Raw genomic sequence first — 26,990 nt, forward strand, 5'->3', positions numbered from 1 at the left:
CGAGGGCGCGCCCCCGGGAGCCGCGCCCCTACGCCTGGGCGAGCCGCAGCCCGCCCCGTCGCCCCATCGCCTGGGCGTACACCTCGGCGGTGGCGCGGGCCGCCGCGTCCCAGCCGAAGCCCGAGGCGTGGCGGGCCGCGGCCTCGCCGCGCTCCCGCACCAGCTCGGGGCGGGTGGCGTACGGCTCCAGGGCGTGCGCCCAGTCGGCCGGGTCGTGGCCGTGCACCAGGGTGCCGGTGACGCCGTCCCGGACGGCGACGGGCAGTCCGCCGACCGCGGCGGCGACGACCGGGGTGCCGCAGGCCTGCGCCTCCAGCGCCACCAGGCCGAAGGACTCGCTGTACGAGGGCATGACCAGCGCGGTCGCGGCGCGGTACCACTCGGCGAGGGCGGCCTGGCCGACCGGCGGGTGGAAGCGAACGACGTCCGAGATGCCGAGCTGGGCGGCCAGCTTGTGCAGGCTCTCCGGCTTGGCCAGGCCGGTGCCGGAGGGGCCGCCGACCACCGGGACGACCAGTTGCTCGCGCAGCTCCGGCCGCCGGGCCAGCAGCACCGCGACCGCCCTGAGCAGCACGTCCGGTGCCTTCAGCGGCTGTATTCGGCCGGCGAAGAGCAGCACGGCGGCGTCCTGCGGCAGGCCGAGGGCGGCCCGCGCCGCGGCGCGGCTGCCGGGCCGGAAGACGTCGAGGTTCACGCCGGGGTGGACGACCGCGAGCTGGTCGCCGCGGGCGTCGTAGTACTGGGAGAGCTCGGCGGCCTCCTCGGCGGTGTTGGCGATCAGCCGGTCGGCCGCCTCCACCACCTGGGTCTCGCCGATCACGCGGGCAGCCGGCTCGGGGGTGTCGCCCTCGGCGAGCGCCGCGTTCTTGACCTTCGCCATGGTGTGCATGGTGTGCACCAGCGGCACACCCCAGCGCTCGGCGGCCAGCCAGCCGACGTGGCCGGACAGCCAGTAGTGCGAGTGCACCAGGTCGTAGTGGCCGGGGCGGTGGCCCGCCTCGGTGCGCAGCACGCCGTGGGTGAAGGCGCAGAGCTGGGCCGGGAGGTCCTCCTTGACCAGCCCCTCGTAGGGGCCGGCGGTGACGTGGCGGACCAGCACGCCGGGGGCGAGCTCGACGGTCGGCGCGTCGTCGGAGCTGATCGCCCGGGTGAACACCTCGACCTCGATGTTCAGGTCGGCGAGGCGCTTGGCCAGCTCCACGATGTAGACGTTCATGCCGCCGGCGTCGCCGGTGCCCGGCTGGTGCAGCGGCGAGGTGTGCACGCTCAGCATCGCGACCCGGCGCGGGCGCCGCGGACGGCCGCCGACCAGCGCCTGCAGCCGGCCTCGGCGGGCCGCCTGGGCGATTCCGGCGGCCTGGGCGATCCCTGCCGCCTGTGCGAGCCGCTCTCGACGGGCCGTGCGTACGGGGTGCTGCGTCACCTGGCTGAAGCCTCCTCGTGCTCCCCGGTCGATGGTGCATCCGGTCGTGCGGGCGGGGGCGCGGGACGGTTGCGGCCGGGAATCCGGCCGCGGCGGCCCGCGTCCGACGCACAGCCGCCCGGAACCGATCGTTCCGGGCGGACAGACGTCCAGTGTGCCAACCAGCGGGCCGCCGGCCGGTATTCCCGTCCCGCCGCACGTCCCGACCTGCGGACCGCGGCGCCCGCCGGCGGACGGGCGGGCGCCGGGCGACCCGCCCCCGCGTACGCTGCGGGCATGGCCGTCTTCGACCCCTCCCCCGCCCGCGGGCCGCGCTCGACCCGCCCGGTCGGGACGGTGACCCGGGGCACGACCAACACCAACCGGCTGCGGCGGATGGACCGCTGGATCACCCACGCGCTCGCCCGGACGCTCCGCGCCGCCGACCGGCCCCCGATCGCCGTGGACCTCGGGTACGGCGCCGCCCCGTGGACGGCCGTCGAACTGGCCGCCCGGCTGCGCGCCGGCCGCCCGGACATCCGGGTCGTCGGCATCGAGATCGAACCCGCCCGGGTGGCGGCCGCCCTCCCGTACGCGGACCCGCCGCTGCTCACCTTCCGACGCGGCGGCTTCGAGGTGCCGCTGGACGGCGCCTCGGCCCAGCTCATCCGGGCCGCCAACGTGCTGCGGCAGTACGAGGAGGAGGCGGTCGGCGCCGTCTGGGAGCGCCTCTGCGGGCGCCTCGCGCCGGACGGCCTGCTGGTCGAGGGCACCTGCGACGAGATCGGCCGCCGGCACGTCTGGGTCGCGCTCGGCCCCGAGGGCCCCCGCACGGTCACCTTCGCCGCCCGCCTCGCCGACCTGCAGACCCCGTCCGACCTGGCGGAACGGCTGCCGAAGGCACTGATCCACCACAACGTGCCGGGGCGGCCGGTGCACCGCTTCCTCACCGACTTCGACCGGGCGTGGGCGGCGGCCGCGCCGTACGCGGCGTTCGGGGCCCGGCAGCGCTGGGTGGCCGCCTGCTCGGCGCTGTCGCAGAGCTGGCCGCTGGTCGACACCCGCAGGTGGCGGCACGGGGAGGCCACCGTGGAGTGGGCCGCACTGGCTCCGTAGCGGCTCCTCTGTACGGCCAGGCGGATTCACTCGAACGAGTTATCGAATTCCTCTGGCGTGTTGACGTCCCGTCACGCCACCATGGGGACATCGCACGAGCTGCCGTCCGTCACGTGAGGCCCCGTCAGCTCCTCTGCACGCCAACCGCACACCGGGCACGCACCCCGCACCGCACGCCGAAGGCCCGTGGGCCCGGCGGCCTCAGCCCTCCGACTCCAGCGCGCGCCACACCTGTTCGAACACCCCGTACACATCGGCACCGAAGAGCACGAACCGCACCTCCGCCACCTCACCGGCCCGCCCCGCCGCCAGCTCGCCCGACACGGTCGTCAGGGCAATCCGGGCGGCGTCCTCCAGCGGCCACCCGAAGATCCCGGCCGAGATCGCCGGGAACGCCACCGAACGAGCACCCAGTTCCGCCGCCACCGCGAGCGACTCCCGATAGCAGGAGGCCAGCAGCCCAGCACGTTCCTCCCGGTCCTCCGCCAGAAAGACCGGCCCCACGGTGTGCACCACCCACCGGGCCGGCAACCGCCCGGCGGTCGTCGCGACGGCCCGGCCGGTCGGAAGGCCCTTGCCGTAGTGCGAGGCACGCAACCGACGGCAGTCCTCAAGGATCTCCGGACCGCCCCTGCGGTGGATCGCGCCGTCCACCCCGCCGCCGCCCAGCAGCGACGAGTTGGCGGCGTTCACCACCACGTCCACCTGCTGATCCGTGATGTCACCCTGAACAAGCGTGATCTGCGTCACCGCCAACGACCTCCCATCAGCCCCGCACGCACGGCCATCACGGTAGCCGCGCACGCCGCCGACAGCGTGGCAAAAACCACAGCGGCGGCCGCCAGTCAGAGAAATCTCCGGAGATCACGTTATGGTCGCGAGAAGCTCCCCGACCCGCAGTGCCAGGCGGGCACTGCACACGGACGTCAGCCGTTGGGCAGTCGGGGAAAGGAAGGATCGACCAATGCCCGCAACGGGAGACGGGCGGGCATCCGCTGCCGCAGGCAGGTTCGGTACCGCCGATGCCGCCGACACCGCGCACCGCGCAGGCACTGGCAGCAGTGCGTCCGCCGCCGCAGGCAGCCGCGCCGCCACCGGCCGCCCGGTCGCCCAGCGGGCCAAGGACACCGCGAGGGACACCGCGGGCACCCGCGCCGACTCCGCCGCATCCGCGCAGCCCGAGGGCCCCCGCGAGCCGGCGCCGATACCGCATCCGCGGAGCACCTCCCCCGCCGCCGGGCTGCCCTCCGGCGAGGCGCCCTACCGGCTGCTGGTGATCGCGGACGGCGACACCGGGGACATCGGGCTGATCGAGACCCTGGTCGCCGACAGTGGCGCCCAGGTCGAGCTGCACCGCGCCGACGGCATCGAGCAGGCGGCCGAGCTGCTCGCCCCGCTGCCCATGGCGGCCCGCCGCGGCCGAAGCCGCCCGGTCGACTTCAACTGCGTGCTGCTCGACCTCGCCGCCCCGGCGCACGGCCGGCACTCCGGGCACCCCTCCGACGAACTCTTCCCGTCCGACGGCCTGGACGGGCTCCGCGAGCTGCGCCGCCGCGCCCCGCACGTCGCCCTGATCGTCCTCACCGACGCCGCCGGGGCCGAGCTCGGCGCCGCGGCCGTGGCCGCCGGCGCCCAGGACTTCCTGGTCAAGCGCGAGACGGACGGCCCGCTGCTGGCCCGCGCCCTGCGCTACGCGGTGGAGCGCAAGCGCGCCGACGAGTCGCACCGCCGCCTCGTCGAGGCCGAGCTGCGCGGGCAGGAGAACGCCCGCCTCCAGCGGCACCTGCTGCCCACCCCGCTGCTCGACGGCGCCGGGCTCGCCTTCACCCGCCGCTACCGCCCGGGCCGCCGCCGGGCCCTGCTCGGCGGCGACTTCTACGACGCCGTCCGCACCGACGACGGCACCGTGCACGTCGTCATCGGCGACGTCTGCGGGCACGGCCCGGACGAGGCCGCCCTCGGCGTCGCCCTGCGGATAGCGTGGCGGACTCTGGTCTTCGCCGGGCTCACCGGCCAGGAGCTGCTCACCACCCTGCAGCACGTGCTGGAGCACGAGCGCCGCAGCGACGAGATCTTCGCCACCCTGTGCATGCTCGTCCTCGTACCGGGCGACCACGCCGACCCGGGCGGCCTCGGCGAGGCCGGGCCTGCCCCGGCCGACGGGGCCGCGGCGCCCCGGGCGGAGCGCGCCAGGCTGTTCCTGGCCGGCCACCCGGCGCCGCTGCTGCTCGGCCCCGAAGGCCCGCCGCGGCTGCTGCCCGCCGACCAGGCGGGCCCGGCTCTCGGCCTGCTGCCGTGCGACGACGGCCTGGCGGCCTGGCCCGCCCAGGAGCTGGAGCTGCACCCCGGCTGGAGCCTGCTGCTCTACACCGACGGCCTGGTCGAGGGCCGGGTCGGCGCCGGCTCCCGGCGCCTCGGCCAGGACGGCCTGATCGAGCTGATCGCCGACCACCAGGCCGCCGGGCAGTCCCGGGGCAGGCTGGTCGACAGCGCACTCGCCGAGGTGGAGGAGCTGAACGGCGGCGCCCTGACCGACGACGTCGCCGTCCTGCTACTGGAGCGCAATCCGGCGCCCGTGCTGATGGGCTGAGCACGCCGGCGGCCGAGCGGCCCGACCGGTTCACCGCCGACCGACCGGTACGCCGAGAGGGCGGCACCCCTGTGCAGGGGTGCCGCCCTCTCGGCGTACTGCCGGCCCGGCCGGGGGCCGTTCGGTCACCAGGGCCCGTACGGGCCGATGTTCCGTCGGCCACCGCCGCGGCCGTCCGTGAGCTGCTTGATCGCGGGGCGCACGTCCACCACGTAGACGATCGCGGCGACCAGGCCGATCAGGGTAAGGAAGTTGCCCAGCACATTGGCGCCGAACAGCAGGTCCAGCCCGAGCGCCAGGCCGAGCACGATCAGCCAGAACCCCTTGGTCTTCTTGTCCGCGGCCCGGTAGGCGTCCTCACGGCGCACGGCTGCGTCGACGAAGGCGAACAGCTTGAAGCCGATGATCGCGACGGCCAACCACCAGAAGGGGTTGAGCACGTCGAAGAGCAGGATGTGGAACACTGCGGACTCCTCACTGCGGCCTCGGCTCCTCCGCCCATGGTGGCACGGCGGGCGGCCCGCGACGGGGACAACGATCCGAACCGCCCGGGCGTGCCCGGTACGGCCGACGGCACGGCGGCTCCGGCCGCCCCGTCAGCCGCGGACCGCCTCGGACCGACCGGCAATTGGGGGGCGGTCTTACTTGCCCTTACTTGCCGGAGCTCTTGCGGGCCCGGGTGCTCTTCTTGGCGGTGGGGGCCGGCTGTTCCGCCGCCGCGTCGGCGGCCGGCTCGGCGGCCTCGTCCTGCGCGGGCTCGGCGTCGAGGGCCACCTCGGTCACCTCGGCCTCGGCCACCACCTCGCCGGCGGGCTCGATGTCACCGGCACCGCCGCGGTTCTTGTCGACGACGGCCTTGCCGCGCACGGCCAGCTCGTCGTAGGCCTCCTTGGCCTTCACCGCGAACTCGGCGGCGCGGCCGACCTGCTGCAGGGCGAAGGTCTGCGCCTTCTCCTGGAGCTCCTTGAGGTCCTTCAGGTCGGTCGGCAGCGCGGTGACCGCCTCGCTGACCTTGCCCTGGGCCTCGACGATCAGGGCCTGCGCCTCCTGCAGCCGGGCAGCGGCCTTCTCCTGGGTGCCCTTGCGGTCGGCGGCGAGCGCCTCGACCCGGCCGGGCACTTCGCGCAGCTTCTCGTAGGCGAGGTCGCCGGCGCCGGCGAGGGCGTAGAGCGGGGTCGGGTCGCTGAGGGTCTTCTTGAGGTCTTCGGTGATCGGCATGGCCGGTCCTCCCGGGAGTTTCGGTGCGTGCGGTGGTCCCGTGCGGTCGGCGCCCGCAGTTCGGCGGCGCCCCGACGGTGCGTCAGTCTGCTGCGGCAGGAGCCCCGTCGGGAGCGGCGGTGCTCTCGCGGTTCTCCTTGAGGAAGGCGTCGTAGACGGAGAGCAGGGCCTGCTTCTGCCGTTCGTTGATCAGCGGGTCGGCGAGGATCGCGGCCCGCAGCCCCGGGCCCTCCTCCTGCCGCTCCTCGAGAATTCCGGCCTGCACGTAGAGCGTCTCGGCGGAGATCCGCAGCGCCTTGGCGATCTGCTGCAGGATCTCCGCGCTCGGCTTGCGCAGCCCGCGCTCGATCTGGCTGAGGTACGGGTTGGAAACCCCGGCGGCCTCGGCCAGCTGCCGCAGCGAGTACTGGGCGTTCCGCCGCTGCTCGCGGATGTACTCGCCGAGCGAGCCGACGTTCAGTGAGGCCATGCCACCAGCATGCACAGCCGTGCTTGCAATTGCAAGCAGGCTGCTAACTCCTGCAATCGCGCCGTCGATCCACCCCGTCGAAAGTGACGGGCGTCACATCAACCGCATGTCACGAACGAAGCCGCAGCTTCCGTCCCGTGGTCGCCGGCACGACACGGAGGAAGACGGAGAAGGGCGGAGCAGTGAGCACACAGCACACGGCAGGCACGGCAGGCGCCCACCGCGTTCTGGTCCTGGGGGCGGGGTATGCGGGCATGGCCGCGGCGGTCCAGCTCGCCGCGCGGACCGGGCGGCGAGGAGACGTGCAGGTCACCGTGGTGAATGCGCAGGAGCGGTTCACCGAGCGGCTGCGGCTGCACATGACGGCCACCGGACAGCAGGTCGCCGAGCTGAGCATCCCCGGACTGCTGGAGGGCACGGGAGCCCGGTTCGTGCACGGCTGGGTGACGGCCGTGGACGCGGACGCGCGGACCGTGCGGATCGACGACGACCGGGTGCTGCCCTACGACACGCTGGTGTACGGGCTGGGCAGTGTGGCCGATACGGAGGCGGTCCCCGGGGTCGAGGAACATGCGTACACCCTGGACAGCGCCCGACACGCCGGACTGCTGGCCGACCGGCTGGCAGGGCTCGGCGACGGCACGGTGGTGGTCGGCGGCAGCGGGCTGACCGGCATCGAGTCGGCCGCGGAGATCGCCGAGCAGTACCCCGGACTGGACGTCGTCCTGCTGGGCCGGACCGAACCGGGTGCGGCCATGAACCCCAAGGCCAGGGCCTATCTGCGGACCGCGCTGGAGCGCCTGGGCGTCCGGGTCCGCAGCGGGGTCGAGGTGGTGAAGGTGCTGCCCGGCGGGGTCGAGCTGGCCGACGGCGAGACGGTCGCCGCGGATGCGGTGCTGTGGACCAGCGGGACGCGGGTGTCACCGCTGGCAGCCGCAGCCGGGCTGGAGGTCGACGGACGCGGCCGGGTCGTCACCGACGCCGCCCTGCGTTCGGTGTCCCACCCCGAGGTGTACGCGGTGGGCGACGCCGCCGCCGTCCGCCAGCGGTACGGCGTGATGCACGGCACCTGCCAGAGCGGCATGCCCACCGGTGTGCACGCCGCGGTGCAGATCGTCCGTGCGCTGGACGGCAGGCAGCCGAAGCCGTTCCGGTTCGGCTACTACCACACGCCGGTCAGCCTGGGCCGGCACGACGCCGTGGTGCAGTTCACCCGCCCCGACGACAGCCCGCGGCGAATCCACCTGACGGGTCGTCTCGCGGCCCGGTACAAAGAGGCCGTGACTGCTTCACCCTGGCCGACGTACGGCCGCATGCGAAAGATGCCCGCCTCGGCGGCGTTCTGGCCCCGCGGCGGCCGCTTCACCCGGCGGGGGGAGGCGCAGTGACCGGCGTGTTCGACGAGGCCGACCAGCAGGTGTTCGACCTGCACCGCAATCTCCTGTTCTCGGTGGCCTACCGGATTCTCGGCACCGCGGCCGACGCGGAGGACGCGGTTCAGGACGCCTGGCTCAAGTGGTCGGCCGCCGACCGCTCGCAGGTGGCCGACCCGAAGGCATACCTGGCGCGGATCGTGTCGAACCTGGCGGTGGAACGGCTGCGTTCCACCCAGTACAAGCGCGAGACCTATGTCGGGCCGTGGCTTCCGGAACCGATCCTCACCACCGGCGACACGGCGGATCAGGTCGCGAACGCCGACTCGGTGTCGATGGCCATGCTGGTGGTGCTGGAGACGCTCAGCCCGCTGGAACGTGCGGTGTTCGTGCTGAAGGAGGTCTTCGGCTTCAGCCATGCCGAGATCGCGGAGGCGGTGGAGCGGTCCGAGCCCGCGGTCCGGCAGGCCGCGCACCGGGCGCGCGAGCACGTCCGGGCGCGCCGGCCGCGCTTCACCGCGGTCCGCTCGCAGCAGCGCGAGGCCACCGAGAGGTTCTTCGCCGCCGCGACCGGCGGCGACGTCAACGCCCTGATGGAGTTGCTGTCCCCCGACGTCACGCTGTGGACGGACGGCGGCGGCAAGGTCCGCCAGGCGATGCGCCCCGTGGTGGGCGCCTCCACGGTGGCCGCCTGGTTCGCCGCGATCGGCACGGTCAGCTACCAGGGCGTCGCGCCGGGCGACATGCGCGCCGAGCTCGTCGAACTCAACGGCGGGCCGGGTGTCCTGTTCAGCGGCCCGGACCGGGTCATGGCCACGGTCACTCTCGACTTCGGCGCCGACGGGCGGATCACCGCCATCCACAACGTGGCCAACCCGGACAAGCTCCGGGCCGTCGCCGGGGGCACCGTCCACGACATCGGTACGCACTGAGCCCGTCCGCAGCGCCCGGGGCAACCCTCGGCGCCGGGGCACTCCACAACGCCGGGGCATCCACAGCGCAACGGACGGACGCACCGGGCACGACCGTCAGGGCCGCGGCGCCTTCCGGCCGTGGACGGCGGTGTACTCGGTGGCCAGCCACGGGGCGAGGTCGTCGACCAGGAGACCGAGCACCGCCAGGTCGGCCGCGGGGGATGCTCCCGTAGAGATAGGCGCTGTGCAGGCGGTCGGGCCCGAAGGCTGTACCGATGCGGGCGTGGGCTTCCTCGACCAGGGGGGCGGAAGGGTGCCTGCACCCGTGCCGGGGAGCCTTCGCGGGCGATGGTTCCGTCGGGTTCAGCCCTCGGCGGGTCGTGCGTCCGCCGCGTCGGGGCCATCGAGGTTGGCGGCCATCACTGCGAGCACCCGTACGGTCTCGGCGTACTGCTCGGGGGTCAGGCCGGTGAGGCTTGCGGCGCGCAGTCGGGCGGCCCTGCCGTGGACCTCGCCGTGCAGGCCGCGGCCGTCGGCGGTGAGGGCGACCGTGCCCGCACCGGCGGGCTCGGCCCAGCCGCGCGGCAGCAGTCCGTCGGGGCCGTGCAGCAGGTCGTCGACACCGGCCGCGGCGTCGGGCCGGAACGGCGCGAGGGCCAGGGCGAGGTCGGCAGGTGTGCACGGGCCGGCGGCGAGGGTGTTGAGGGCCTGCCACTGGCGGCGGCGGACACCGAGGTCGGCCAGGGCCTCCTCGAAGCGGGCCTCGAGCAGGTTGTGCAGGTGCTTCAGCCAGTACCCGATGGGGCGGTCGGTCGGGTCGGCGGTCGTCTCGGCGGTTCCGGGCATGTCGGCGATTCCCCCAGATCCATGTAAAGTTACATGCAGTTGTCTCCCACTATGAACCTGGACGGCGATGGATCGCAACCACGAACCCGACGAGGCACCGGCGGCGGCCCCGGACGTCGCCGACATCGCCCGCGCACTGGTGGCGATCCGCCGCAGCCGGTCCCGGCGGGCGCTCGCCCGGCTGGCCGAACGGCGCGCTGCCCCGCAGGCACCGGACGCTGCCGGGCCGACCGGCCCGCCCTCCGACGCGGTGGTGCTCCTGCTGGACGCCGTGGAGGAGTCCGGCGCCCCGACGGTCACCGAGGCGGCCGCCGCCCTGGGCGTGGACCAGCCGCGGGCCAGCCGCCTGGCCTCCCAGGCGCTGGCGGCCGGGCTGCTGCGCCGCGAGGCGGACCAGGCGGACGGCCGCCGCTCGCTGCTGCGGCTCACCGCGGACGGCCGGGCCGTCCTGGACGGGGTGCACGCCTTCCGCCGCCTCGTGGTGGCCGAGGCCACCGTCGACTGGAGCGACGCCGACCGCGCCGCCTTCGCCCGCCTGCTGACCCGCTTCGTGGCCGACTTCGGCGCGGTCACCGGCCCCGCCGACCGCCCGAAGCCCTGAGCCGCCGCAGCACACGCGTCGGCCGCGCACACGCGTCGGCCACACACCCCGGCCGCGCAGTCGCCCGTCAGCGCCTGGCGATGGCCCCCAGGCGGCGGGCGAGTTCGGGCGCCAGCGGGTAGGGGCGCTCGGCGGGGAGCATCCGGACGGCCTGCGCGTTCCGTCCGGCCCGGATCAGCCCGGCGATCCGGTGCACCTGCGGGGTCAGGTCGGTGACGGAGACCGTCCAGTCGTCCACGAAGGCACCGATCAGGGTCCGGCCCACGCCGACCTGGATGCTGTAGTGGTTGAGGGCGGCGCCGGCGGCGGAGCGCTCCGGGTCCCACTGGACGTGCACGGCGGCACCGGCCAGGGCGGCCGGGTCGCCCGTGGTGAGGACGGACTCGGCGAGCGCCCGCTCCCAGCCCTCGCGGGTGATCCGGACGGCCAGCACCCGCTCCTGGCCGGGCTTGCGGGCCCAGTTGCTGCGGTGCATCAGCCAGCGGAAGGACGGCTTGATCCAGGTCATCCGGCCGCGCGAGAAGGGGTCCACGAAGCGGCCGGCCGCCACTGCCGGGCCGGCGATCGCCGGTGCGTACGCCTGGTACACCACGATGGTGCGGTCGTCGTAGTCGGCCCGGATCTGGCGCAGCTCGGTCATCCGGCCACCCTGCCAGCCGCCCGGCCGGCCGCGCAGCGGGTTTTCCGCCGCCGCCCCGGGCCGACATGACGTCCAGTCGGATCGGTGCGGCCGGTCAGCCGCGGGCCGGGACGGCGCAGGCCTCGGAGAAGCCCTGGCTGGTCAGTCCGAAGGCGCTGTTGATGCGGGAGCGGAAGTTCTCCAGCGAGACCATCGCCGTGAGTTCGACGAAGGCGGCCTCGCCGAGGCGGGCGATCAGGGAGGCCGCGAGCTCGTCGGGGACGGTGGGCTCGGTCTCGGTCATGGCCTCGGCGTACTCCATCACCTGGAGTTCGAGCTCGGTGAACTCCTCGGTGTGCTCGCGCCACTGCGGCACCAGGGCGATCTTGTCGAGCGGGAGGCCGAGCCCGTCGGCCTCCCAGTGGCCGAAGTCCATGCACCAGGAGCAGTTGATCCTGGCGGCGGTGGCCATCACGGCGAGGTGCTTGAGGCCGGGGTCGAGGGCGTTCCAGCGGGCGACGCCGCGTTCCATGCGGACGTAGGAGAGCAGCACCCGGCCGTTGTGGCCGAGGGCGAGGCCCGGTTCGAGGACCTTGCCGTACGTCCGCCGGGAGTACCAGGCGCCGATGCGGTTGAGCAGGGTGCGGGGCGGGGTGAGCGCGATGCGGGCCATGACCGGTTCCTCCGGGGTCGTTGCGGACTTCGGAGGGTGGACGGCGCAGGCACCGGAAACGTGACATGCGCTGCCGGCGGGTTCAGCCGCGGCCGGTGAACCTCCGGTACGCGGGGGCGAGCAGCTCGGCGAGGTCGCGGCCGCGGACGGTGGTGCCGGACGGGCCGAGCGGGTCGAGTGCGGGGGCCGGCGGGCGGTCGGGGGTGTCGTCGGAGCGGAGGGTGAACTCACCTGCCCAGAAGGCGCGGTCGCGCTCGGCGGCGCTCGGCGGCAGCAGCCCGGCGGGGGTCTCGCCGGCGCGCTCGGCGGAACCGGGTTCGGTGGAGTGCTCGGCGGAGCTGCGTTCGGTGGAGTGCTCGGCGGAGCTGCGTTCGGCGGTCATCGGCGTCAGCCTCCGGTCACGTCGGCGGAGAGGGTCAGCAGGTCGCGCAGGGCGTCGGTGGAGAGTTCGGTGAGCCACTGCTCGCCCTCGCCGACGACGGTACCGGCCAGGGTGCGCTTGGCCTCGATCAGCTCGCCGATCCGCTCCTCGACGGTGCCGGTGCACACCAGCCGGCGCACCTGGACGCCCCGGCGCTGGCCGATCCGGTGGGCGCGGTCGGTGGCCTGGTCCTCGACGGCCGGGTTCCACCAGCGGTCGAGGTGGACGACCTGGTTGGCGGCGGTGAGGGTGAGCCCGGTGCCGCCGGCCCGCAGCGAGAGCAGGAACACCCCCGGCCCGTCGGACTGTTGGAAGCGCTCGACGAGCCGCTCGCGTTCCGTCCGGGGCACCGCGCCATGCAGGTGGAGGACATCGGTGCCGAGCCGTTCGGCGAGGTACGGGCGGAGCCGGGCGGTGAAGCCCGTGTACTGGCTGAAGACGAGGGTGCGGTCGCCGCCCGCCAGGGCCGCGGCGAGGATCTCCTCGAGGCGGTCGATCTTGCCGGAGCGGCCGGCCAGTTCTCCGCGGTCGTGGACGAGTTGGGCCGGGTGGTTGCAGACCTGCTTGAGCCGGCCGAGCGCGGACAGCACCGCGCCCTTGCGCTCGACGCCGCGGGCGCCCTCGACGCGCTGCAGCAGGTCGGCCACCACGGCCCGGTAGAGCCCGGCCTGTTCGGCGGTGAGGGCGCAGGGCACGGTGAACTCCTGCTTGGCGGGCAGGTCGAGGGCGATCGCCGGGTCGCTCTTGACCCGGCGCAGCAGGAACGGCCCGGCGAGGCGGCGCAGCCGTTCGGCGGCGGCGGGGTTGGCGTTCTGCTCGACGGGGACGGCGAAGCGTTCGCGGAAGGACTCGGCGGTGCCGAAGAGGCCGGGGTTGGTGAAGTCGAGGACGGCGTGGAGTTCGGCGAGCCGGTTCTCCACGGGGGTGCCGGTGAGGGCGATGCGCGGCCCGGAGGGCAGCGCGCGCAGGGCGCGGGAGCGGTCGGCGGCGCGGTTCTTGACGGCCTGCGCCTCGTCGGCGACGATCCGCCGCCAGCGCACGGTGCGCAGGTCGGCGGCGTCGCGCCGGACGGTGTCGTAGGTGGTGACGACGAGGTCGGCGCGGGCCGCGGCGGCGCGGGCGGCGCCGCGTTCGGCGCCGTGGTGGACGTGCACCCGCAGCCCGGGGGTGAAGCGGGCGGCCTCCTTCTGCCAGGTGCCGACCACGGAGGTCGGGCAGACCAGCAGGACGGGGCCGGTGGCGCCCTCGGCGTGTTCGCGGGCGAGCAGGGCGAGGGTCTGCACGGTCTTGCCGAGGCCCATGTCGTCGGCGAGGACGGCGCCGAGGCCGAGCCGGCCGAGGGCGTGCAGCCAGGCGGTGCCGCGCCGCTGGTAGGGGCGGAGGTCGCCGTGGAATCCGGGCGGGTCGGTGTCGGCGGCGTCGGCGGGGCGGGTGCCGGCCCGGCCGGCCAGCAGGTCGCCGATCGGGCCGTCGGCGTGCACGGCGGTGACGGGGAGCCCGGCGATGCTCACGGTGTCGTCGAGGGCGAGGCGGAGCAGGTCGGCGCGGTCCATGGTGCCGGTGGCATGCCGGGTGAGGAAGGCGTGGGCGGCGCGGATCTGGGCGGGGTCGACCTCCGTCCAGCGGCCGCGCAGCCGGACGAGCCCTTGCTGGGCGGCGGCGAGTTCGGCGAGTTCGTTCTCGGTGAGGGCGGTGTCGCCGAGGGCGGCCTGCCAGCGGAAGGCGACGAGGTCGTCGCGGTCGATCCGGGCGGGCTGTTCGACGGCGCCGGGGGTGCCGGTGCGGGCGGTGAGGGTGAGGCCGAGTCCGGGCCGGCGCTGCCACCAGCTGGGCAGGTGGATGCCGAATCCGGCGTCGGCGAGGGCGGGTGCGGCGTCCTGCAGGAAGGCGAGGGCGCCGGCCCGGTCGAGGACGAGGCCGGTCGGCCGGATCTCCCGGGCGGTGCCGCGCAGTGCCGGGTAGAGCAGGGCGGCGCGGTCGATCTCGGCGGCGAGGGCGGCCTCGGGGCGGCGGGTGGTGCGGGCGAGTGCGGCGTGGCCGGGGCCTTCCGTCCACAGCTCGGCGGCGGGGACGAGCAGCGACGGCCGGTCGGCGGCCTGGAGCAGCAGGTCGAGGCGCCAGTCGTCGTCATCGGGGCGGCCGTCGGGGTCGTCGTCGGCGGGGCCGAGCGGTTCGGCGAGGCGCAGGACGAGGCGGACGGCGGGGTCGGCCGGTGCCTTGGCGTGCCAGGCGGCGAGTCCTGCGGCGAGGGGGCGGAGGGTGTCGGGGGCGGTGTCGAGGCGGCCGTCGGGGGCGCGCAGGGCGGTCAGCCAGGGGTCTCCGCCGGGCGGGGGCGGCAGGTCGGCGAGGGCGGCCCTGGCCTCCAGGTCGGTGAGGGTGTCGAGGACGTCGGCGAGCAGGGTGTCGGCGCGGCGGCCGCCTGCGGCTGCCCCCGGGTCGGCGGCGAGGACGACCCGGGGGCAGCCGCGGGCGAGGGCGGCGGCCTCGGCGCGGTCCTCTCCGTCGGGTGCGGGCCGCCAGCAGGCGTACGGGGTGCCGTCCTGGTCGCGCAGCGCGGGCAGGACGCGGCCGCGGCCGACCATCCGCCAGGCGAGGTCGTGGACGGCGGTGAGCCAGCGCAGCGAGGCTCCGTAGGCGAGTTCGGTGGGCGGGCCGTCGTCGGGCTGGCAGTGCGCGCTCGCCCGGTGCGGGTCGAAGAGCGCGCCGAGGAACTGGGCGGTGTGCGGGCCGGAGAGGACGAGGACGGGGACCCGCCAGGGAGTGGGTGCGGTGCCCTGCGACCGGGTGCCGACCGGCAGTTGGGGGGAGGGGGCGGGGGCGGCGCCGAGCGAGGGCAGATGCAGGGTGGTCCAGCGTTCGGCGGCCCGGTCGGCGAGCCAGCCGGGGCCGGGGCCGAGTCCGGCGAGCAGCCGGGCGGTGCCGGCGGCCGGCAGGGCGAACGGGTGGGTGGCGGGCGCGGCGCCCCGGGCAGCCCCGGCGGCCCGGACGGGGCCGGTGTGCCGGTCGAGGTACGCGGCGGCGCTCTCGGCCCAGAGGGCGAGCCGGCCGCCGTCCTGCCAGAGCGCGTGCAGCGCGTCCATCGGGGCACCTTCCGTGGGCGGACGGTTCACCTTAACCGGGGCCGCCGACAGCGCAGTCGAGGACAGGAGTTGTCCGCAAGGCTCGATAGCGTCGGTCGTACCGAAGCCGGAGATCCCGGCAGCGGGACGACGAGAGGTGGCCGAGATGCCGACGCTGGTGAACGCGGAGACCGACGAGCGCGACGCCCTGCTGTCCTTCCTGGACGCACAGCGCGGCGGGCTGCGCCGCGCGGTGCTCGGGCTGACCGAGGAGCAGGCGGCCGCCACGCCGACGGTGAGCAGCCTTTCGCTGGCGGTGCTGCTGCGGCACGCGGCGCGCACCGAGCGGTACTGGATCGTCGAGCAGCTGATGGGACGGGCCGAGGACGGCCCGAAGGACTGGGCGGAGGAGTACCGCCTGGGCGAGGGCGAGACGGTGGAGTACTGGCTGAAGGAGTTCGAGCGGGTGGCGGCGGAGACCGAGGAGATCGTCCGTTCGCTGCCGAGCCTGGAGGTGGACTTCCCGCTGCCGCAGGCGCCGTGGTTCCCGCCGAACAGCCGGCGCACCGCGCGCTGGGTGCTGCTGCACCTGATCCAGGAGCAGGGCCGGCACGCCGGCCACGCGGACATCATCCGGGAGACGATCGACGGCCGGACGGCCTTCGAGCTGGTGGCCCGGGCCGGCGCCTGAGCGGCTCCGGCACGGCCGGAGGGGTGGTTCCCGGAGGGATTCCGGGAACCACCCCGCATTGATGGTTGAACTTTGAACCAGATGGGGTTATGGTGGAGCCAACAAGTTGAAGCCTAAACAATATGGCTTCGCGATCGAGGAGGAGCCATGGGCATCTTCAGCCGCCGCAACGACACCGCCACTGCCACCACCACCGCCGTCGCCACCCCCGCGGCCGGCCCGGACCTGGACCACCTCAGCGGCGACTGGGCCATCGACCCGTCCCACAGCCGCATCGGCTTCGCCGTCCGGCACGCGATGGTGACCAATGTCCGCGGCGAGTTCACCGAGTACGACGGCAGGCTGAGCCTGGACGGCAGCGACCCGTCCAACTCCTCCGCCGAACTGGTGATCAAGGTCGCGAGCGTCGACACCAACCAGGCCCAGCGCGACGAGCACCTGCGCACCGGGGACTTCTTCGCCGCCGAGACGTACCCGGAGATCCGCTTCCGCTCCACCTCCGCCGAGCGGATCGGCGAGGACACGTACCGGATGACCGGCGAGCTCACCATCAAGGACACCACCAAGCCGGTCGTCCTCGACCTCGACTACACCGGCCACGCCACCGACGTGTACGGCGCCGCCCGGGTCGGCTTCGAGGGCCGCACCACCGTCGACCGCACCGAGTGGGGCCTCACCTACAACGCCGCACTGGAGACCGGCGGCGTGCTGATCGGCGAGAAGGTCAAGCTCACCTTCGACATCTCCGCCGTCAAGGCCGCCTGACGGCACGACGGTTCGCTCCACCCGGCCACGCCCCCACCGCACCCGCGGCGGGGGCGCCGCCATGTCCGGGACGGCCTGCGCCGTCCGCGCCGGCACCCTCACCGCGGACCGCCGACCCGCGGCTCCCGGCGGCGACCCGGCCGCACCGGCTCACCGGGACAGCAGGGCGGCGTCCTCGTCCGGCAGCCAGCTGCCCGGCGGCCGGCGCAGCCAGCCCTCGGGGCCGCCGAGCCGCGCGGCCGCGGCGAGCAGCGCGGTGAGCCCGGGGTGCCGCAGCCCGGGCCGGTGGACGAGGCTCACCAGGCAGAGCGGCACCGGGTCGACCAGTGGCCGGGTGACGGTGCCGGGGATGTCGGGGCCGCCGACGGTGGTGAGCACGGGCTCGCGGTGCCGGGCGAGGTAGCGGGCGAGTTCGGCGGCGCCGACCGGTGGGGCGTGCCCGTCCGCGGCCCGCAGGCCGTGCGCCTGCAGGAGGGCGAGCCCCAGACCGGCCCACTCGGTGGTGGCCGGGTTGCCGACCAGGACGTCCACGGGGTGGCCGGCCAGGGCCGCCATCGGGACGGCGGGGCGCCCGGCCAGCGGGTGGTCCTCCGGCAGGAAGACCGCCACGGGCTCCAACCGGACCGGCACCTGGACGAGCTGGGCCTGCACGGGGGCAGGCAGTCCGGCCCACCGGCCGAAGGACACGTCCAGCCGGTGGGTGAGCAACTCGTCCGCCGCGGCGGCGAGTCCGCCGTGGAAGCGGGCCAGCAGCTCCGCGTCCGGCAGGGCGGCGCGGGCTGCGGCGAGCAGCCGGTACTGCGTCAGGTCGCTGCCGTCCACCTCGTTGCCGAGATCGACCAGCAGCGGCCTGGTCCGTCTCGAGGAGACGATCTCGTCGTGCAGTGCGAGCAGGCGGCGGACCTGCGGCAGCAGCGCCTCCCCGGCCGGGGAGAGCTGCACGCTGCGCGTGGTGCGGTGGAACAGCACCTCGCCCAACTGCTGCTCCAGTGCGCGGACATCGCGGCTGAGCGCCTGCTGGGCGACGTGCAGCTGGGCGGCGGCGCGGCCGAAGTGCAGGGTCTCGGCGGTCGCGACGAAGCCGCGCAGCAGGCGGGGGTGCAGGTCCTGGGGCATGGTCCCGGCAGCGTAGGCGCCGGTGCGGCGATTGACAACGAGAGTGCGTCGATCCGGCCGAACAGGTGTTGGACCACGCACCGCGCGGGCGGCCAGGCTGGTGCCACCGCCAAAGCCTCCACCGGGAGTTCCGTGTTCGCCGCGTACCGACGCCTGCTCGCCCTGCCCGGGGCGCTCGCCTTCACCCTGGCCGGGCTGCTCGCCCGCCTCTCCGCCTCGATGGGCGGGGTGTCCGTCGTCGTGATGATCTCCGAGCGGCGCGGCTCGTACGCGCTGGCCGGTGCCGTCACCGCGTCCGGCCTGGCCACCCTGGCGATCGGGATGCCGCTGCTCGGACGGCTGGTGGACCGGTACGGGCAGGCCAGGGTCGCGGTGCCGGCCGTGCTCGCGGCCGGGGTGCCGATCACCGGCCTGCTGCTGTGCGTCCGCCTCGGCGCGCCGGACTGGACGCTGTTCCTCTGCTGGGCCGCGTCCTCGGTGGTGCCCAACCTGGGCGGCATGGTGCGGGCCCGGTGGGCCCACCTGCTGCGCGGCGACGAGCGCCTGCACCTCGCCAACTCCCTGGAGCAGGCGCTGGACGAGCTGTGCTTCATGACCGGCCCGGTGCTGGCGGTGCTGCTCTGCGGTGCGCTCTTCCCGGAGGCCGGGCTGCTGGCCTCCGGCCTGTTCTGCGTGACCGGGGTGCTGCTGCTGGCCGTGCAGCGCGGCACCGAGCCGCCGCCGTCGCCGCGCGCCGACCCCACCGGGCCCGCCGACCGGCGGGGGAGGGCCGTACCGGCCGGGCTGTGGGTGCTGGTGCCGGTGTTCCTGTGCTCCGGGGTGGTGTTCGGCTCGATGGAGGTCACCACGATCGCCTGGACGGACGCCCACGGCGTGCGTCCGCTCGGCGGGCTGCTGCTCGGGCTGGTGGCGGCCGGGTCCTGCGTCTCGGGGCTCGCGTTCGGGCTGCTGCCGGTACGGCGCAGTCCTGTCGCGCGACTGGTGGGCGGGGTGGCCGCAATGGCCGTACTGCTGCTGCTCCCCCTGGCCGCGGGCCTCTCGGGCGCCGGGCCGGTGCTGCTGGCTCCGGCGCTGTTCCTGGCGGGTTCGGGCACCGCGCCGACCATGGTGAGCGGGATGACGCTGGTGCAGCAGCTGGTGCCGGCGGGCCGGTTGAACGAGGGGATGGCGGCCGCGGTCTCGGCGATCCTGGTCGGCATCTCGGCCGGCTCGGCGCTCGGCGGGGCGGTCGCCGAGCGGGCCGCCCCGGGCACCGGCTACCTGGTGCCGGCCGCCGCCGCGGCCACCGCCCTGCTGATCGCGGCCTCCGGTCTCCGGCTGCTGCGCGGCGGGCCGGCCGCGGCACCCGCCGCTGCAGGACACCCCGCCGGGGAGCCCGCCGAAATGGACGAGCCCGCTGTCGGTGCCGCGCGCTAACGTCGCGCGCATGGGGGCGGAGATCACGTACGTACGCGGGGACGCGAGCGCGCCGCAGGGCGCGGGCACCAAGGTGATCGCGCACGTCTGCAACGACCTGGGCGGCTGGGGCAAGGGCTTCGTACTGGCGCTGTCCCGGCGCTGGCCGGAGCCGGAGGCCGCGTACCGGGCCTGGCACCGCGGGCGGGCGAAGAACGACTTCGGGCTCGGCGCGGTGCAACTGGTGCAGGTCGGCCCGTACCTGTGGGTGGCCAACATCGTCGGCCAGCGCGGCATCCGGACGGGCCGTTCCACCGGTGTGCCGGTGCGCTACGAGGCGATCGACACCGGGCTGGCGGCGCTGGCCGGGCACGCCCTGCGGCTGGGCGCGTCGGTGCACATGCCGCGGATCGGCTGCGGGCTGGCCGGCGGGAAGTGGGAGCGGGTCGAGCCGCTGGTCCGCGCCCGGCTGTCCGAACGCGGCGTGGCGGTCACCGTCTACGACCGGTGAGGCGGCCAGCTGTACTCGTACTCGGCGAGTTCGTGGCCGCCGGGAAAGATCCCGGTCAGCTCGGCGGTGCGCACGCCGCCCTCGCGCTCGTAGAAGGCGACGGCGCGGTGGTTGGCGCGCAGCACCTCCAGGCGGAGTTCGGCGGGTGCGGCCCGTTCGAGTGCGGCGCGCAGCAGCAGGCTGCCGATGCCTCCCCCGGTGCGGCCCGGACGGACGTGCAGGTTGTCGAGTAGGACGCGGCCGTCCGGCTCGGGCACGAGGTAGGCGAAGCCGAGCAGGTCGCCGCCGGGGTCTTCGGCGAGCAGCAGGTCGGGGGTGTTCTCGGGGCTGCCGTAGTCGACGATGAGCCGCAGGGACCAGATCTCCCGCCGCTGGGCGGGCAGACCGTCACCGAGCGCCTCGTCCGGGACGAGCCCCCGATAGGCCGTCCGCCAGCTGTCGGCGTGCAGGGCCGCGACGGCGTCCGCGTCGGCGGGGCCCCCGGCCCGGACGGTGATCTCTGCGGTCATGGCCCGAGCCTGCCACAGCCGCACCGGCCGCCGGGCCGCCGGGCCGCCGGGCCGCCTCGGGGATCCGTCCGCCACTTGAACATGTCCACCGCCCCCTCTAGAGTCTCCACAGGTTTTGAACGCGTTCGAAACCAAACGCGGGCCGTACCGGGTACGGAGGGGAGATCCGGTACGGACCCGCACGGCCCTCGGCCGCACCGGCAGGGACGGGAGGCCGCCCGGGCCCGGCTAGGCTCAGGGCCGTGGACGAGCAGAAGGGCAGCACCCGCGGCATGGACGACAGCGCCCAGGACCAGGCCCTCGGGGCGGAGCTCCCCGGCGGTCGGGCGCGCCCCAAGACCGGCAAGAGCGAGCAGACCCGCGCCCTGATCCTCGAGACCGCGATGCGCCTCTTCCAGGAGCGCGGCTACGAGAAGACCACCATGCGCGCCATCGCCGCCGAGGCCGGGATCTCGGTCGGGAACACCTACTACTACTTCGCGTCGAAGGAATTCCTGATCCAGGGTTTCTACGACGGCATGACGGTCGAGCACGCACGGGACGCCACCGAGAAGCTGCACGGCCACACCGAGTTCGCCGACCGTCTGTACATCGCGCTGGGCTCCTGGCTGGACTGTGCGGCGCCGTACCACGAGTTCGCCGCCCAGTTCTTCCGCACGGCCGCCGACCCGAACAGCTCGCTCAGCCCGTTCGCCAACGAGTCGCACCGGGCCAGGGCCACCGCCGTCGGCCTCTTCCGGGACGTCCTCACCGGCTCCGACATCGCGCCCAAGCTCGACCCGGAGCTCCGCGAGCTGCTGCCAGACCTGCTCTGGCTGCACCTGATGATCATCGTGCTGTACTGGGTCTTCGACCACACCCCTGACCAGGAGCGGACCCGCGAGTTCGTCCGCCGGTCCACCCCCATGGTCGCCAAGGTGGTCGTGCTCTCCCGATACCGGGTGTTCCGCCCGCTGGTGCGGGACGTCAAGGGCCTCATCCAGGACTTCATCCTGCCGACCATCGGCCGCACCGCGACCTGACGGCGGCAGTCCCGCCCCGAGCCGAAGGGCCCGCCGGCGTCGAAAGGGTGGGCCCCTCCTGCCCGTCGGCGGGCAAGGAGGGCGAGCGCGGGAGCGCCCCGCCCCGAGCCGCGCGGGAGCGCCCCGCCCCGAGCCGAAGGGCCCGCCGGCGCCGAAAGGGAGGAGCGCGGGAGCGCAGCGACGGAGCGACGACCGTCGGCGTCGGGTTCAGAGGGCCCGGAGGCGAGCGGGCGACAACACAGCTCAGAAGATGTCCGGGTTCCAGGCCTGGACCGCGGTGCGCAGCAGCAGGTCGGCGCGGTCCGCCGCGCCCGGGGTGAGCTCGGCCGCCAGGCCCGCCGCGGACAGCCGCACCGCGGACTCCGTCCCGAGGTACAGCGAGGCGAGTGCCGGGGCGTCCAGGGCGAGGTCGGCGGGGTCCTCCGTCGGGGTGCAGCGGCCGGTGCCGTCGGCCGCGGTCTCCAGTGCCCACCGGCCGGCCGCGTAGCCGCCCGGGTCGGTGACGTCCAGGACGAGCCGGCCGGGCGCCCGGTAGCTGCGGGCGGCGAAGGCGGCGGGCACGTCCAGCAGCCGCAGCCAGAGGAAGTCGGAGCTGTCCTTGGCCGGGACGGCCGCGCGCGGGTCGGTGAGCAGCAGCGGCAGCGGGTCGTCCGGGCCGATGTTGCCGACCGCCACGGTGCGCACCCAGTCGACCGAGAGGGCGAGCCGCCACAGTGCGAGGGCGGCCTCCCGGTCCATGGCGAGGAAGTCGACGACGGTGAGGGTGCAGTCCGGGTTGTTGGCCACCCAGGTGTCGTCGACGGTGTAGCTGATCAGGCCGGTGACGGTGCCGCCGGCGTCGCGGTGCAGGGCGGTGAACGGCTCCCGCCAGTCGAAGCCCGGCAGTGTGGCCTCGCCGGTGCGCAGCTGCCACCAGACCGGGTTGCGGCCGATCGCGCCGGGCTGGGTGCGCCGCCAGCGCTCGTGCAGCTCGGCGCCGTACTTGCGGGCCTCCGCCATGGTGACGAAGTCGGTGCGGCCGGTGCCGGCCGGCAGGTCGTCGCGGAGCCGGCCGCGGTTGAGGTCGACCGTCCAGGACTGGTTGCGGGTGGCGGGGCCGAAGCCGTACCGGCCGTAGATCGGGTACTCGGCGGCGATCAGGATGGCCGCGGCGGCGCCGCGCTCCCGGGCGGCGGCGAGGTCCCGGGCCATCATGCGGGAGAGCAGGCCGCGGCGGCGGTGCGTGGAGTTCACGGTGACGGCGGTGATCGCGTCCACCGGCAGCAGGCCGCCACCGGGCACCGTCAGCTCGGTGTCGAAGCTGCGGAAGGTGGCGACGCAGCGGCCCGGGTCGTACGGGTCGAAGGCGCCGAGGAAGCGGCCGGGCCGGAAGCTGAGGCGGCGGAACTCGGTGCCCTCGTCGAGGTGCGGGCGCAGGAAGCCGCGGGCGACGGCGCGGTCCCACAGCGGGAGCTCCTCCGCGGTGACGGCGCGGATCTCGATGCCGTCCTGCCGCCCCTCTGCCGGTCCGTCGGTGTGCCTGTCGGTGGGTCGGCCGTCCCCGGCCGCTGCATCGGTGCCCATTCGGTCACCGTACGACCGGTCCGCGGGCCCGGCATCCGAATTTCCCGCGCCCCCGCTCCGGCGCGGGCGGTGCGGCGCAGAGCGCGCCGGGCGCTGTCACATTCCGGGGCGCTGTCCCGTCCGCCTGGTGGAGCGCCGCGCAGGAGCCGGTGCCACCGCGACGGAGGGAGCAGGACGATGAGGGTTCTCCTGGCAGGAGCGAGCGGGGTGCTCGGGCAGCGGACGGCCCGGGAGCTGGCCGCGGCCGGGCACGAGGTCGCCGGGCTCGGCCGCGGTCCGGCGAACGCGCTCCGGGCGGACCTGCTGGACCGCGAGGCGGTGCTGCGCGCGGTCGACGGGCAGTCCTTCGACGCGGTGGTGCACGCCGCGACCGCCCTGCAGGGCAGGTCGATGATGCGGCACCGGGACATGGACGGCACCGATGCGCTGCGCACCACCGGCACCGTCAACCTGCTGAAGGCCGCCCGGGCCGTCGGCGCCCGGCGGATCATCCTGGAGACGATGATGTTCGGCTACGGGTACGGCGACCACGGCGACCGGCCGCTGGAGGAGGACCGCGACGCGTACGGCCCGCGGGTGCCCGACCTCCGGGAGCGGGCCCACGTGGACGCCATGCGCGCCAAGGAGGACCTCGCCTTCGCCGCCGACGGCCTGGAGGCGGTCAGCCTGCGCTTCGGCCTGTTCTACGGCGCGGGCGTCACCGAGACCACCGTGCTGCCGCTGCTGCGCCGCCGGGCGCTGCCGGTCACCCCGGACCACGGCCGGAAGCTGTCCTGGGTGGACGTGGACGACGCCGCCCGGGCGCTGGTCCTCGGGCTGGAGCGCGGCCGCAACGGCCGGGCGTACAACATCGCCGACGGCCTGCCGCTCGGGTTCGGCACCCACGTCCGGGCGGTCGCGGAGGCCTTCGGTGCTCCGCGGCCGATGAGCGTGCCGCGCTGGCTGTTCCGGCCGGCGCCGCTGGCGGCCGCCATGCTCGCCACCAACCTGCGGCTGTCGACCGAACGGGCCCGCCACGAACTCGGCTGGGAGCCGACCACCGACGCCCCGCACCGGATCACCGAACTCGCCGCACGCACGCCGGTGGCAGCGTAGGCAAGCCACTCACGGGTCAGTTGGGGCGGCGGGGCTGAGGGTGCGGGAGGCGGGGGTGGCGGTACGGGGTGTGCTGTTCCGGGGTCTCCGACGGGGCCGGACGGGCGGCGTACACCCGCTGGCGGCCGGCCCGGACGGTGCGGCGGCGGGCGTGCGCCAGGGCCTGCCGTTCCGGGTCGGGTGCGGCGGCCACGGGGTGGGCGGCCGTGGCGCCGGCCTGCCGGGCGGCGAGGGCGGCGGCCCGGCGGTCGGCGAGCCGGGCCGAGCGGCGGGCGAGCCCGCGGGCGTGCTGGGCGTCCAGGTGGGCGGTGGCGCGGGCGGCCATCCGCTCGGCGACCCGGTGGGTGGCGGTGTGGTGCGCGGGCACCTTGTCGGGGGCGCCGGCGATCAGGTCGAAGAGCCAGGTGCGGGCGAGGTCGGCGCGGGCGTGCAGCAGCCGTTCGCGGCGGACGGCCCGCTGCATGCGGCGCGGCCGCCCGGTGTACCGCCAGCGCGCCCACGGGCTGCCGGGGCGGGCCAGCCGGACGGCGCCGACCCAGGCCAGGCCGGGCACCATGATGCCGAGCAGGCCGGTCCACATCTTGCCCTTGATCAGGGCGACGACCGAGACCAGGGCGTTCACCGAGATCACCGCGACCAGGCCCCAGCGAGTGTCCTGGCCGGGGACGACGCCGAGCGGCACGTAGCCGGTGAGCAGCAGTGCGGTGCCGAGCAGGACCAGGACGACGGCGTCCACCGACTTGCGGCCCTGTTCGCTCCAGTAGACGTCGTCCAGGTGCAGGATCAGCGCGAACTCGTCGAGCACCAGGCCGCAGCCGATGCCGAAGCAGAGGCCGAACCAGTCGATCCAGGGGTGGCCGCCGTTGGTGGCGAACACGCCGATCCCGCCGACCAGCAGGAAGCCCAGGCCGAACACCATGTGGTGGATGTGCAGCCCGCCGGGGGTGATGTTGCCCGGCCACCAGCGCACCTGGGCACGGATCATCCGCACGCTGAAGCGGATGCCGACGAACGCCACGATGAACCCGACGAGCAGCAGGAAGAGCGGCTGCTTGTGCGCGTCGACGATGTGTTCGCGGTAGCCGTCCAGCAGGTCGTTGATCACGGGTGGTGCCTTCGTTCTCGGTGGTGCTCCGGGGCGTCGACGGGCCAACGACCGGTCAGAAGCCCCGGGTGCGCTTGGCCGCCCGGCGGGGGACGAGCAGATGGGGCGCGAGCGGGTCGGTCGCGCCGGGGGTCTTGAGGAAGAGTCGGGCGACCTCGCCTCCCAGGTTGACGCCGATCGCGAGGGCCATGGCCAGGGCGGCGGCCCGGGTGACGGAGACCAGGCCGGCGCTGGCGTGTCCCTGGGCGAAGGCCAGCATGCCGAGGTACATCGCCGATCCGGGCATCAGCGGGCCGATCGCCGCGGTGACGTACGGCAGTGCGGAGGTGCGCCGGTAGCGGGCCGTGAGCTGGCCGAACAGGCCGACCAGGCCCGCCGCCAGGCCGGTCGCGGCGATCGGCGAGACCCCGGCGTTCACCAGCACGCCGTAGGTGGACCAGCCGATGCCGCTCATCACGACGGCCATCGGCAGGGTGCGGCGGTCGGTCTGCAGCAGCACCGCGAACGCCAGGGCGAGCACCATGGCGGCGAGCAGCTGGATCGGCGGGTCGACGGTGCCGCCGATGGATTCGTCCGGTCGCAGCTTGGCGTTGTAGTTGACGCCCAGGTAGAGCACCGACATCACGCCGATGACGATGCCGGCGATCAGGTAGAGCACCTCCAGCAGGCGGGCGGCGGCGGTGATGTAGAAGCCGGTGAGGCCGTCCTGGACGGCGGCGACCATCGCCCGGCCGGGCAGCAGGGCGAACAGGCCGCCGGTGATCACCACCGAGCCGCGCAGGTGCAGGTCGTTGAAGGACAGCACGATGCCGATCAGTGCGGCCGGTGTCGCGGCGACCACGAACTGGTAGAACTCCGGAAGCCCGCGCCGGGCGACCAGCGAGGCGAGCCGGTCGCCGACCACGGCGGCCAGGAACGCGCCCGCGAAGACCAGCCAGGCCTTGCCGTCGATCCGGCCGCCGACCAGGAAGGTGGCCGCGCCCGCCAGCAGGCCGGTGGCCAGGGCCAGCAGCCAGACCGGGTACGGGTGGCGGTTGCGGCGGATCAGCGCGAGCCGGCGGTAGGCGTCGTTGACCGGGATCCTCTCGGCGGTGATGTCCGCGACCAGCCGGTGGACGGCCGCGAGCCGGGTGTAGTCGGAGGTCCGGCGCCGCACGGTGCGGGCCGCGCTGACCGGCGGGTCGATCAGCGACGGGTGGTACGAGATGGAGATCAGGGTGAAGGTGACCTGCGGCTCGCAGCGGTCCAGCCGGTAGGCGTGCGCGATGCCCAGCATGGCGGCCTCGACGTCCTCGGCGGCCTCGCCGCTGGCCAGCAGCAGCTCGCCGATCCGCAGTGTGAGGTCGAGCACCCGCGGCACGTGCCGGGCGGCGGAGGGGTGCAGGTCGCGCGGGGTCCGCTCGAACGCGGGCCGCTCGGTCATCGGGGTGCGCAGCAGGGTGCGCATCCGGTCCGGCCAGAGCGCCGCCCCGGGGGTGCCCTCCTGCAGCTCGGAGAGGTCGATGCCGGCGGCCGGGGTGTAGCCGGCGACGCGCCAGTCGTCGGGGGTGAGGGTGTCCTCGGGGCCCTTGCCGGCCGTGGCGGGGGTCAGCAGGCCCTCGGTGGGCGGGGGCGGCGGGGCGAGCGGCACCGCGGTCTTCCGCGGGCGGGCGGGCGCGTCGGGGCCGAGCAACCCCTCGGTGGGCGGCGCGGTCCTGCGCGCCGCGGCGGGCGTCTCCGGGGTGCGCGGCCGCGGGCGCGGCCCGCCGGCCGCCCCTGGACTTCTTGCCGCCGCCCGGCCGACCCCGCTTCGGCACGTCCGCCACTCCTCGCCGCCCCTGGTGGCCGCGCCGGCCACGCTCCGATCCTGCGCCCCACCTTGCCCGATCGAACGCGCGGACGCACATGTCCGCAGCGGCGGACCGGACGGCCGCCGCA

General features: G+C 75.1%; 26 protein-coding genes. 11 read left to right on the top strand and 15 right to left on the bottom strand.

Features of this window, described 5'->3' with window-relative positions; all coding sequences use genetic code 11:
* Positions 1 to 28: 28 nt before the first annotated feature.
* Positions 29 to 1,348, bottom strand: a complete 1,320-nt coding sequence (mshA, locus tag ACQ614_RS16415; RefSeq protein WP_431683943.1) for a D-inositol-3-phosphate glycosyltransferase — start codon at positions 1,346 to 1,348, stop codon at positions 29 to 31.
* Between the two features lie 351 nt (positions 1,349 to 1,699).
* On the opposite strand from mshA, the gene ACQ614_RS16420 reads away from it, so the two are divergent.
* Positions 1,700 to 2,518: a class I SAM-dependent methyltransferase gene (locus tag ACQ614_RS16420; RefSeq protein WP_431679310.1), complete on the top strand. Its 819-nt coding sequence runs from the start codon at positions 1,700 to 1,702 to the stop codon at positions 2,516 to 2,518.
* A 201-nt stretch (positions 2,519 to 2,719) separates the two neighbouring features.
* Here the strand turns inward: ACQ614_RS16420 and ACQ614_RS16425 are convergent, their stop codons facing one another.
* Positions 2,720 to 3,268 carry an O-acetyl-ADP-ribose deacetylase gene (locus ACQ614_RS16425; RefSeq protein ID WP_431679311.1) on the bottom strand — a complete coding sequence of 183 codons (549 nt, stop codon included), beginning with the start codon at positions 3,266 to 3,268 and terminating at the stop codon, positions 2,720 to 2,722.
* Positions 3,269 to 3,482: 214 nt separating this feature from the next.
* Here ACQ614_RS16425 and ACQ614_RS16430 point away from each other — a divergent pair, with 214 nt between their 5' ends.
* The gene (locus ACQ614_RS16430) at positions 3,483 to 5,108 is read left to right on the top strand and encodes a PP2C family protein-serine/threonine phosphatase (RefSeq protein ID WP_431679312.1); all 1,626 of its coding nucleotides are present in this window, start codon (positions 3,483 to 3,485) and stop codon (positions 5,106 to 5,108) included.
* 125 nt (positions 5,109 to 5,233) lie between these two features.
* Here the strand turns inward: ACQ614_RS16430 and ACQ614_RS16435 are convergent, their stop codons facing one another.
* The 3 genes from ACQ614_RS16435 to ACQ614_RS16445 form a co-directional block, all read right to left on the bottom strand.
* A complete protein-coding gene (locus tag ACQ614_RS16435) occupies positions 5,234 to 5,563 on the bottom strand; it encodes a DUF2516 family protein (RefSeq protein WP_431683944.1) in 330 nt (109 codons plus the stop codon).
* Between the two features lie 196 nt (positions 5,564 to 5,759).
* Complete coding sequence (locus tag ACQ614_RS16440) at positions 5,760 to 6,326, bottom strand: hypothetical protein (RefSeq protein WP_431679313.1); 567 nt, start codon at positions 6,324 to 6,326, stop codon at positions 5,760 to 5,762.
* Between the two features lie 82 nt (positions 6,327 to 6,408).
* On the bottom strand, positions 6,409 to 6,795 hold the full coding sequence (locus ACQ614_RS16445; protein ID WP_431679314.1) for a helix-turn-helix domain-containing protein: 387 nt from the start codon (positions 6,793 to 6,795) through the stop codon (positions 6,409 to 6,411).
* A gap of 182 nt (positions 6,796 to 6,977) precedes the next feature.
* Between ACQ614_RS16445 and ACQ614_RS16450 the strand changes: the two genes are divergently transcribed.
* On the top strand, positions 6,978 to 8,183 hold the full coding sequence (locus ACQ614_RS16450; protein ID WP_431679315.1) for an NAD(P)/FAD-dependent oxidoreductase: 1,206 nt from the start codon (positions 6,978 to 6,980) through the stop codon (positions 8,181 to 8,183).
* Positions 8,180 to 9,100 carry an RNA polymerase sigma-70 factor gene (locus tag ACQ614_RS16455; protein WP_431679316.1) on the top strand — a complete coding sequence of 307 codons (921 nt, stop codon included), beginning with the start codon at positions 8,180 to 8,182 and terminating at the stop codon, positions 9,098 to 9,100. Before ACQ614_RS16450 ends, ACQ614_RS16455 begins: the two co-directional genes overlap by 4 nt.
* Positions 9,101 to 9,445: 345 nt before the next feature.
* Here ACQ614_RS16455 and ACQ614_RS16460 read toward each other — a convergent pair whose 3' ends face one another.
* A complete protein-coding gene (locus tag ACQ614_RS16460; protein ID WP_431679317.1) occupies positions 9,446 to 9,928 on the bottom strand; it encodes a MarR family winged helix-turn-helix transcriptional regulator in 483 nt (160 codons plus the stop codon).
* A gap of 67 nt (positions 9,929 to 9,995) precedes the next feature.
* Between ACQ614_RS16460 and ACQ614_RS16465 the strand changes: the two genes are divergently transcribed.
* The gene (locus ACQ614_RS16465; protein WP_431679318.1) at positions 9,996 to 10,529 is read left to right on the top strand and encodes a MarR family winged helix-turn-helix transcriptional regulator; all 534 of its coding nucleotides are present in this window, start codon (positions 9,996 to 9,998) and stop codon (positions 10,527 to 10,529) included.
* A 67-nt stretch (positions 10,530 to 10,596) separates the two neighbouring features.
* On the opposite strand, the gene ACQ614_RS16470 is transcribed toward ACQ614_RS16465, so the two are convergent.
* The 4 genes from ACQ614_RS16470 to ACQ614_RS16485 all read right to left on the bottom strand — a co-directional run bounded on the left by ACQ614_RS16470 (position 10,597) and on the right by ACQ614_RS16485 (position 15,322).
* Positions 10,597 to 11,169 carry a DUF4291 domain-containing protein gene (locus ACQ614_RS16470; RefSeq protein WP_431679319.1) on the bottom strand — a complete coding sequence of 191 codons (573 nt, stop codon included), beginning with the start codon at positions 11,167 to 11,169 and terminating at the stop codon, positions 10,597 to 10,599.
* 94 nt (positions 11,170 to 11,263) lie between these two features.
* Positions 11,264 to 11,821: a carboxymuconolactone decarboxylase family protein gene (locus tag ACQ614_RS16475; RefSeq protein WP_431679320.1), complete on the bottom strand. Its 558-nt coding sequence runs from the start codon at positions 11,819 to 11,821 to the stop codon at positions 11,264 to 11,266.
* Between the two features lie 82 nt (positions 11,822 to 11,903).
* Positions 11,904 to 12,203: a hypothetical protein gene (locus ACQ614_RS16480; protein ID WP_431679321.1), complete on the bottom strand. Its 300-nt coding sequence runs from the start codon at positions 12,201 to 12,203 to the stop codon at positions 11,904 to 11,906.
* Positions 12,204 to 12,208: 5 nt separating this feature from the next.
* Complete coding sequence (locus ACQ614_RS16485; RefSeq protein WP_431679322.1) at positions 12,209 to 15,322, bottom strand: SNF2-related protein; 3,114 nt, start codon at positions 15,320 to 15,322, stop codon at positions 12,209 to 12,211.
* 145 nt (positions 15,323 to 15,467) lie between these two features.
* Between ACQ614_RS16485 and ACQ614_RS16490 the strand changes: the two genes are divergently transcribed.
* Together ACQ614_RS16490 and ACQ614_RS16495 are read left to right on the top strand one after the other, a co-directional pair.
* On the top strand, positions 15,468 to 15,992 hold the full coding sequence (locus ACQ614_RS16490; RefSeq protein ID WP_431679323.1) for a DinB family protein: 525 nt from the start codon (positions 15,468 to 15,470) through the stop codon (positions 15,990 to 15,992).
* 147 nt (positions 15,993 to 16,139) lie between these two features.
* The gene (locus ACQ614_RS16495) at positions 16,140 to 16,757 is read left to right on the top strand and encodes a YceI family protein (protein ID WP_431679324.1); all 618 of its coding nucleotides are present in this window, start codon (positions 16,140 to 16,142) and stop codon (positions 16,755 to 16,757) included.
* A gap of 150 nt (positions 16,758 to 16,907) precedes the next feature.
* On the opposite strand, the gene ACQ614_RS16500 is transcribed toward ACQ614_RS16495, so the two are convergent.
* Positions 16,908 to 17,873: a LysR family transcriptional regulator gene (locus ACQ614_RS16500; protein ID WP_431679325.1), complete on the bottom strand. Its 966-nt coding sequence runs from the start codon at positions 17,871 to 17,873 to the stop codon at positions 16,908 to 16,910.
* Positions 17,874 to 18,005: 132 nt separating this feature from the next.
* Between ACQ614_RS16500 and ACQ614_RS16505 the strand changes: the two genes are divergently transcribed.
* Positions 18,006 to 19,289 carry an MFS transporter gene (locus ACQ614_RS16505; protein ID WP_431679326.1) on the top strand — a complete coding sequence of 428 codons (1,284 nt, stop codon included), beginning with the start codon at positions 18,006 to 18,008 and terminating at the stop codon, positions 19,287 to 19,289.
* A 10-nt stretch (positions 19,290 to 19,299) separates the two neighbouring features.
* Complete coding sequence (locus ACQ614_RS16510; RefSeq protein WP_363490324.1) at positions 19,300 to 19,779, top strand: macro domain-containing protein; 480 nt, start codon at positions 19,300 to 19,302, stop codon at positions 19,777 to 19,779.
* Here the strand turns inward: ACQ614_RS16510 and ACQ614_RS16515 are convergent.
* A complete protein-coding gene (locus ACQ614_RS16515; RefSeq protein ID WP_431679327.1) occupies positions 19,767 to 20,288 on the bottom strand; it encodes an N-acetyltransferase family protein in 522 nt (173 codons plus the stop codon). The genes ACQ614_RS16510 and ACQ614_RS16515 overlap by 13 nt on opposite strands.
* Before the next feature lie 242 nt (positions 20,289 to 20,530).
* Here ACQ614_RS16515 and ACQ614_RS16520 point away from each other — a divergent pair, with 242 nt between their 5' ends.
* Positions 20,531 to 21,310, top strand: coding sequence for a TetR/AcrR family transcriptional regulator (locus tag ACQ614_RS16520; RefSeq protein ID WP_363490328.1), 780 nt, complete (start codon positions 20,531 to 20,533; stop codon positions 21,308 to 21,310).
* Positions 21,311 to 21,553: 243 nt separating this feature from the next.
* Here ACQ614_RS16520 and ACQ614_RS16525 read toward each other — a convergent pair whose 3' ends face one another.
* Positions 21,554 to 22,873 carry a GNAT family N-acetyltransferase gene (locus tag ACQ614_RS16525; protein ID WP_431679328.1) on the bottom strand — a complete coding sequence of 440 codons (1,320 nt, stop codon included), beginning with the start codon at positions 22,871 to 22,873 and terminating at the stop codon, positions 21,554 to 21,556.
* A gap of 177 nt (positions 22,874 to 23,050) precedes the next feature.
* On the opposite strand from ACQ614_RS16525, the gene ACQ614_RS16530 reads away from it, so the two are divergent.
* Entirely contained in the window at positions 23,051 to 23,968 is a 918-nt protein-coding gene (locus tag ACQ614_RS16530) for an NAD-dependent epimerase/dehydratase family protein (RefSeq protein ID WP_431679329.1), read from the top strand.
* 16 nt (positions 23,969 to 23,984) lie between these two features.
* Here the strand turns inward: ACQ614_RS16530 and ACQ614_RS16535 are convergent, their stop codons facing one another.
* Together ACQ614_RS16535 and ACQ614_RS16540 are read right to left on the bottom strand one after the other, a co-directional pair.
* Positions 23,985 to 25,073, bottom strand: a complete 1,089-nt coding sequence (locus ACQ614_RS16535; RefSeq protein WP_431679330.1) for a hypothetical protein — start codon at positions 25,071 to 25,073, stop codon at positions 23,985 to 23,987.
* Positions 25,074 to 25,128: 55 nt separating this feature from the next.
* Positions 25,129 to 26,910, bottom strand: coding sequence for a threonine/serine exporter family protein (locus tag ACQ614_RS16540; RefSeq protein WP_431679331.1), 1,782 nt, complete (start codon positions 26,908 to 26,910; stop codon positions 25,129 to 25,131).
* Positions 26,911 to 26,990 lie beyond the last annotated feature (80 nt).

It is taken from the genome of Kitasatospora dryopteridis (assembly GCF_050749075.1).
In the GTDB taxonomy this organism is placed as follows: Bacteria; Actinomycetota; Actinomycetes; order Streptomycetales; family Streptomycetaceae; genus Kitasatospora.

Bases quoted from the DNA above. Each gene is read 5' to 3' on its own strand.
- ACQ614_RS16420 (WP_431679310.1), top strand. From the start codon at position 1,700: ATGGCCGTCTTCGACCCCTCCCCCGCCCGCGGGCCGCGCTCGACCCGC.
- ACQ614_RS16430 (WP_431679312.1), top strand. From the start codon at position 3,483: ATGCCCGCAACGGGAGACGGGCGGGCATCCGCTGCCGCAGGCAGGTTC.
- ACQ614_RS16440 (WP_431679313.1), bottom strand. From the start codon at position 6,326: ATGCCGATCACCGAAGACCTCAAGAAGACCCTCAGCGACCCGACCCCG.
- ACQ614_RS16445 (WP_431679314.1), bottom strand. From the start codon at position 6,795: ATGGCCTCACTGAACGTCGGCTCGCTCGGCGAGTACATCCGCGAGCAG.
- ACQ614_RS16460 (WP_431679317.1), bottom strand. From the start codon at position 9,928: ATGCCCGGAACCGCCGAGACGACCGCCGACCCGACCGACCGCCCCATC.
- ACQ614_RS16465 (WP_431679318.1), top strand. From the start codon at position 9,996: ATGGATCGCAACCACGAACCCGACGAGGCACCGGCGGCGGCCCCGGAC.
- ACQ614_RS16470 (WP_431679319.1), bottom strand. From the start codon at position 11,169: ATGACCGAGCTGCGCCAGATCCGGGCCGACTACGACGACCGCACCATC.
- ACQ614_RS16475 (WP_431679320.1), bottom strand. From the start codon at position 11,821: ATGGCCCGCATCGCGCTCACCCCGCCCCGCACCCTGCTCAACCGCATC.
- ACQ614_RS16480 (WP_431679321.1), bottom strand. From the start codon at position 12,203: ATGACCGCCGAACGCAGCTCCGCCGAGCACTCCACCGAACGCAGCTCC.
- ACQ614_RS16485 (WP_431679322.1), bottom strand. From the start codon at position 15,322: ATGGACGCGCTGCACGCGCTCTGGCAGGACGGCGGCCGGCTCGCCCTC.
- ACQ614_RS16490 (WP_431679323.1), top strand. From the start codon at position 15,468: ATGCCGACGCTGGTGAACGCGGAGACCGACGAGCGCGACGCCCTGCTG.
- ACQ614_RS16495 (WP_431679324.1), top strand. From the start codon at position 16,140: ATGGGCATCTTCAGCCGCCGCAACGACACCGCCACTGCCACCACCACC.
- ACQ614_RS16500 (WP_431679325.1), bottom strand. From the start codon at position 17,873: ATGCCCCAGGACCTGCACCCCCGCCTGCTGCGCGGCTTCGTCGCGACC.
- ACQ614_RS16510 (WP_363490324.1), top strand. From the start codon at position 19,300: ATGGGGGCGGAGATCACGTACGTACGCGGGGACGCGAGCGCGCCGCAG.
- ACQ614_RS16515 (WP_431679327.1), bottom strand. From the start codon at position 20,288: ATGACCGCAGAGATCACCGTCCGGGCCGGGGGCCCCGCCGACGCGGAC.
- ACQ614_RS16525 (WP_431679328.1), bottom strand. From the start codon at position 22,873: ATGGGCACCGATGCAGCGGCCGGGGACGGCCGACCCACCGACAGGCAC.
- ACQ614_RS16530 (WP_431679329.1), top strand. From the start codon at position 23,051: ATGAGGGTTCTCCTGGCAGGAGCGAGCGGGGTGCTCGGGCAGCGGACG.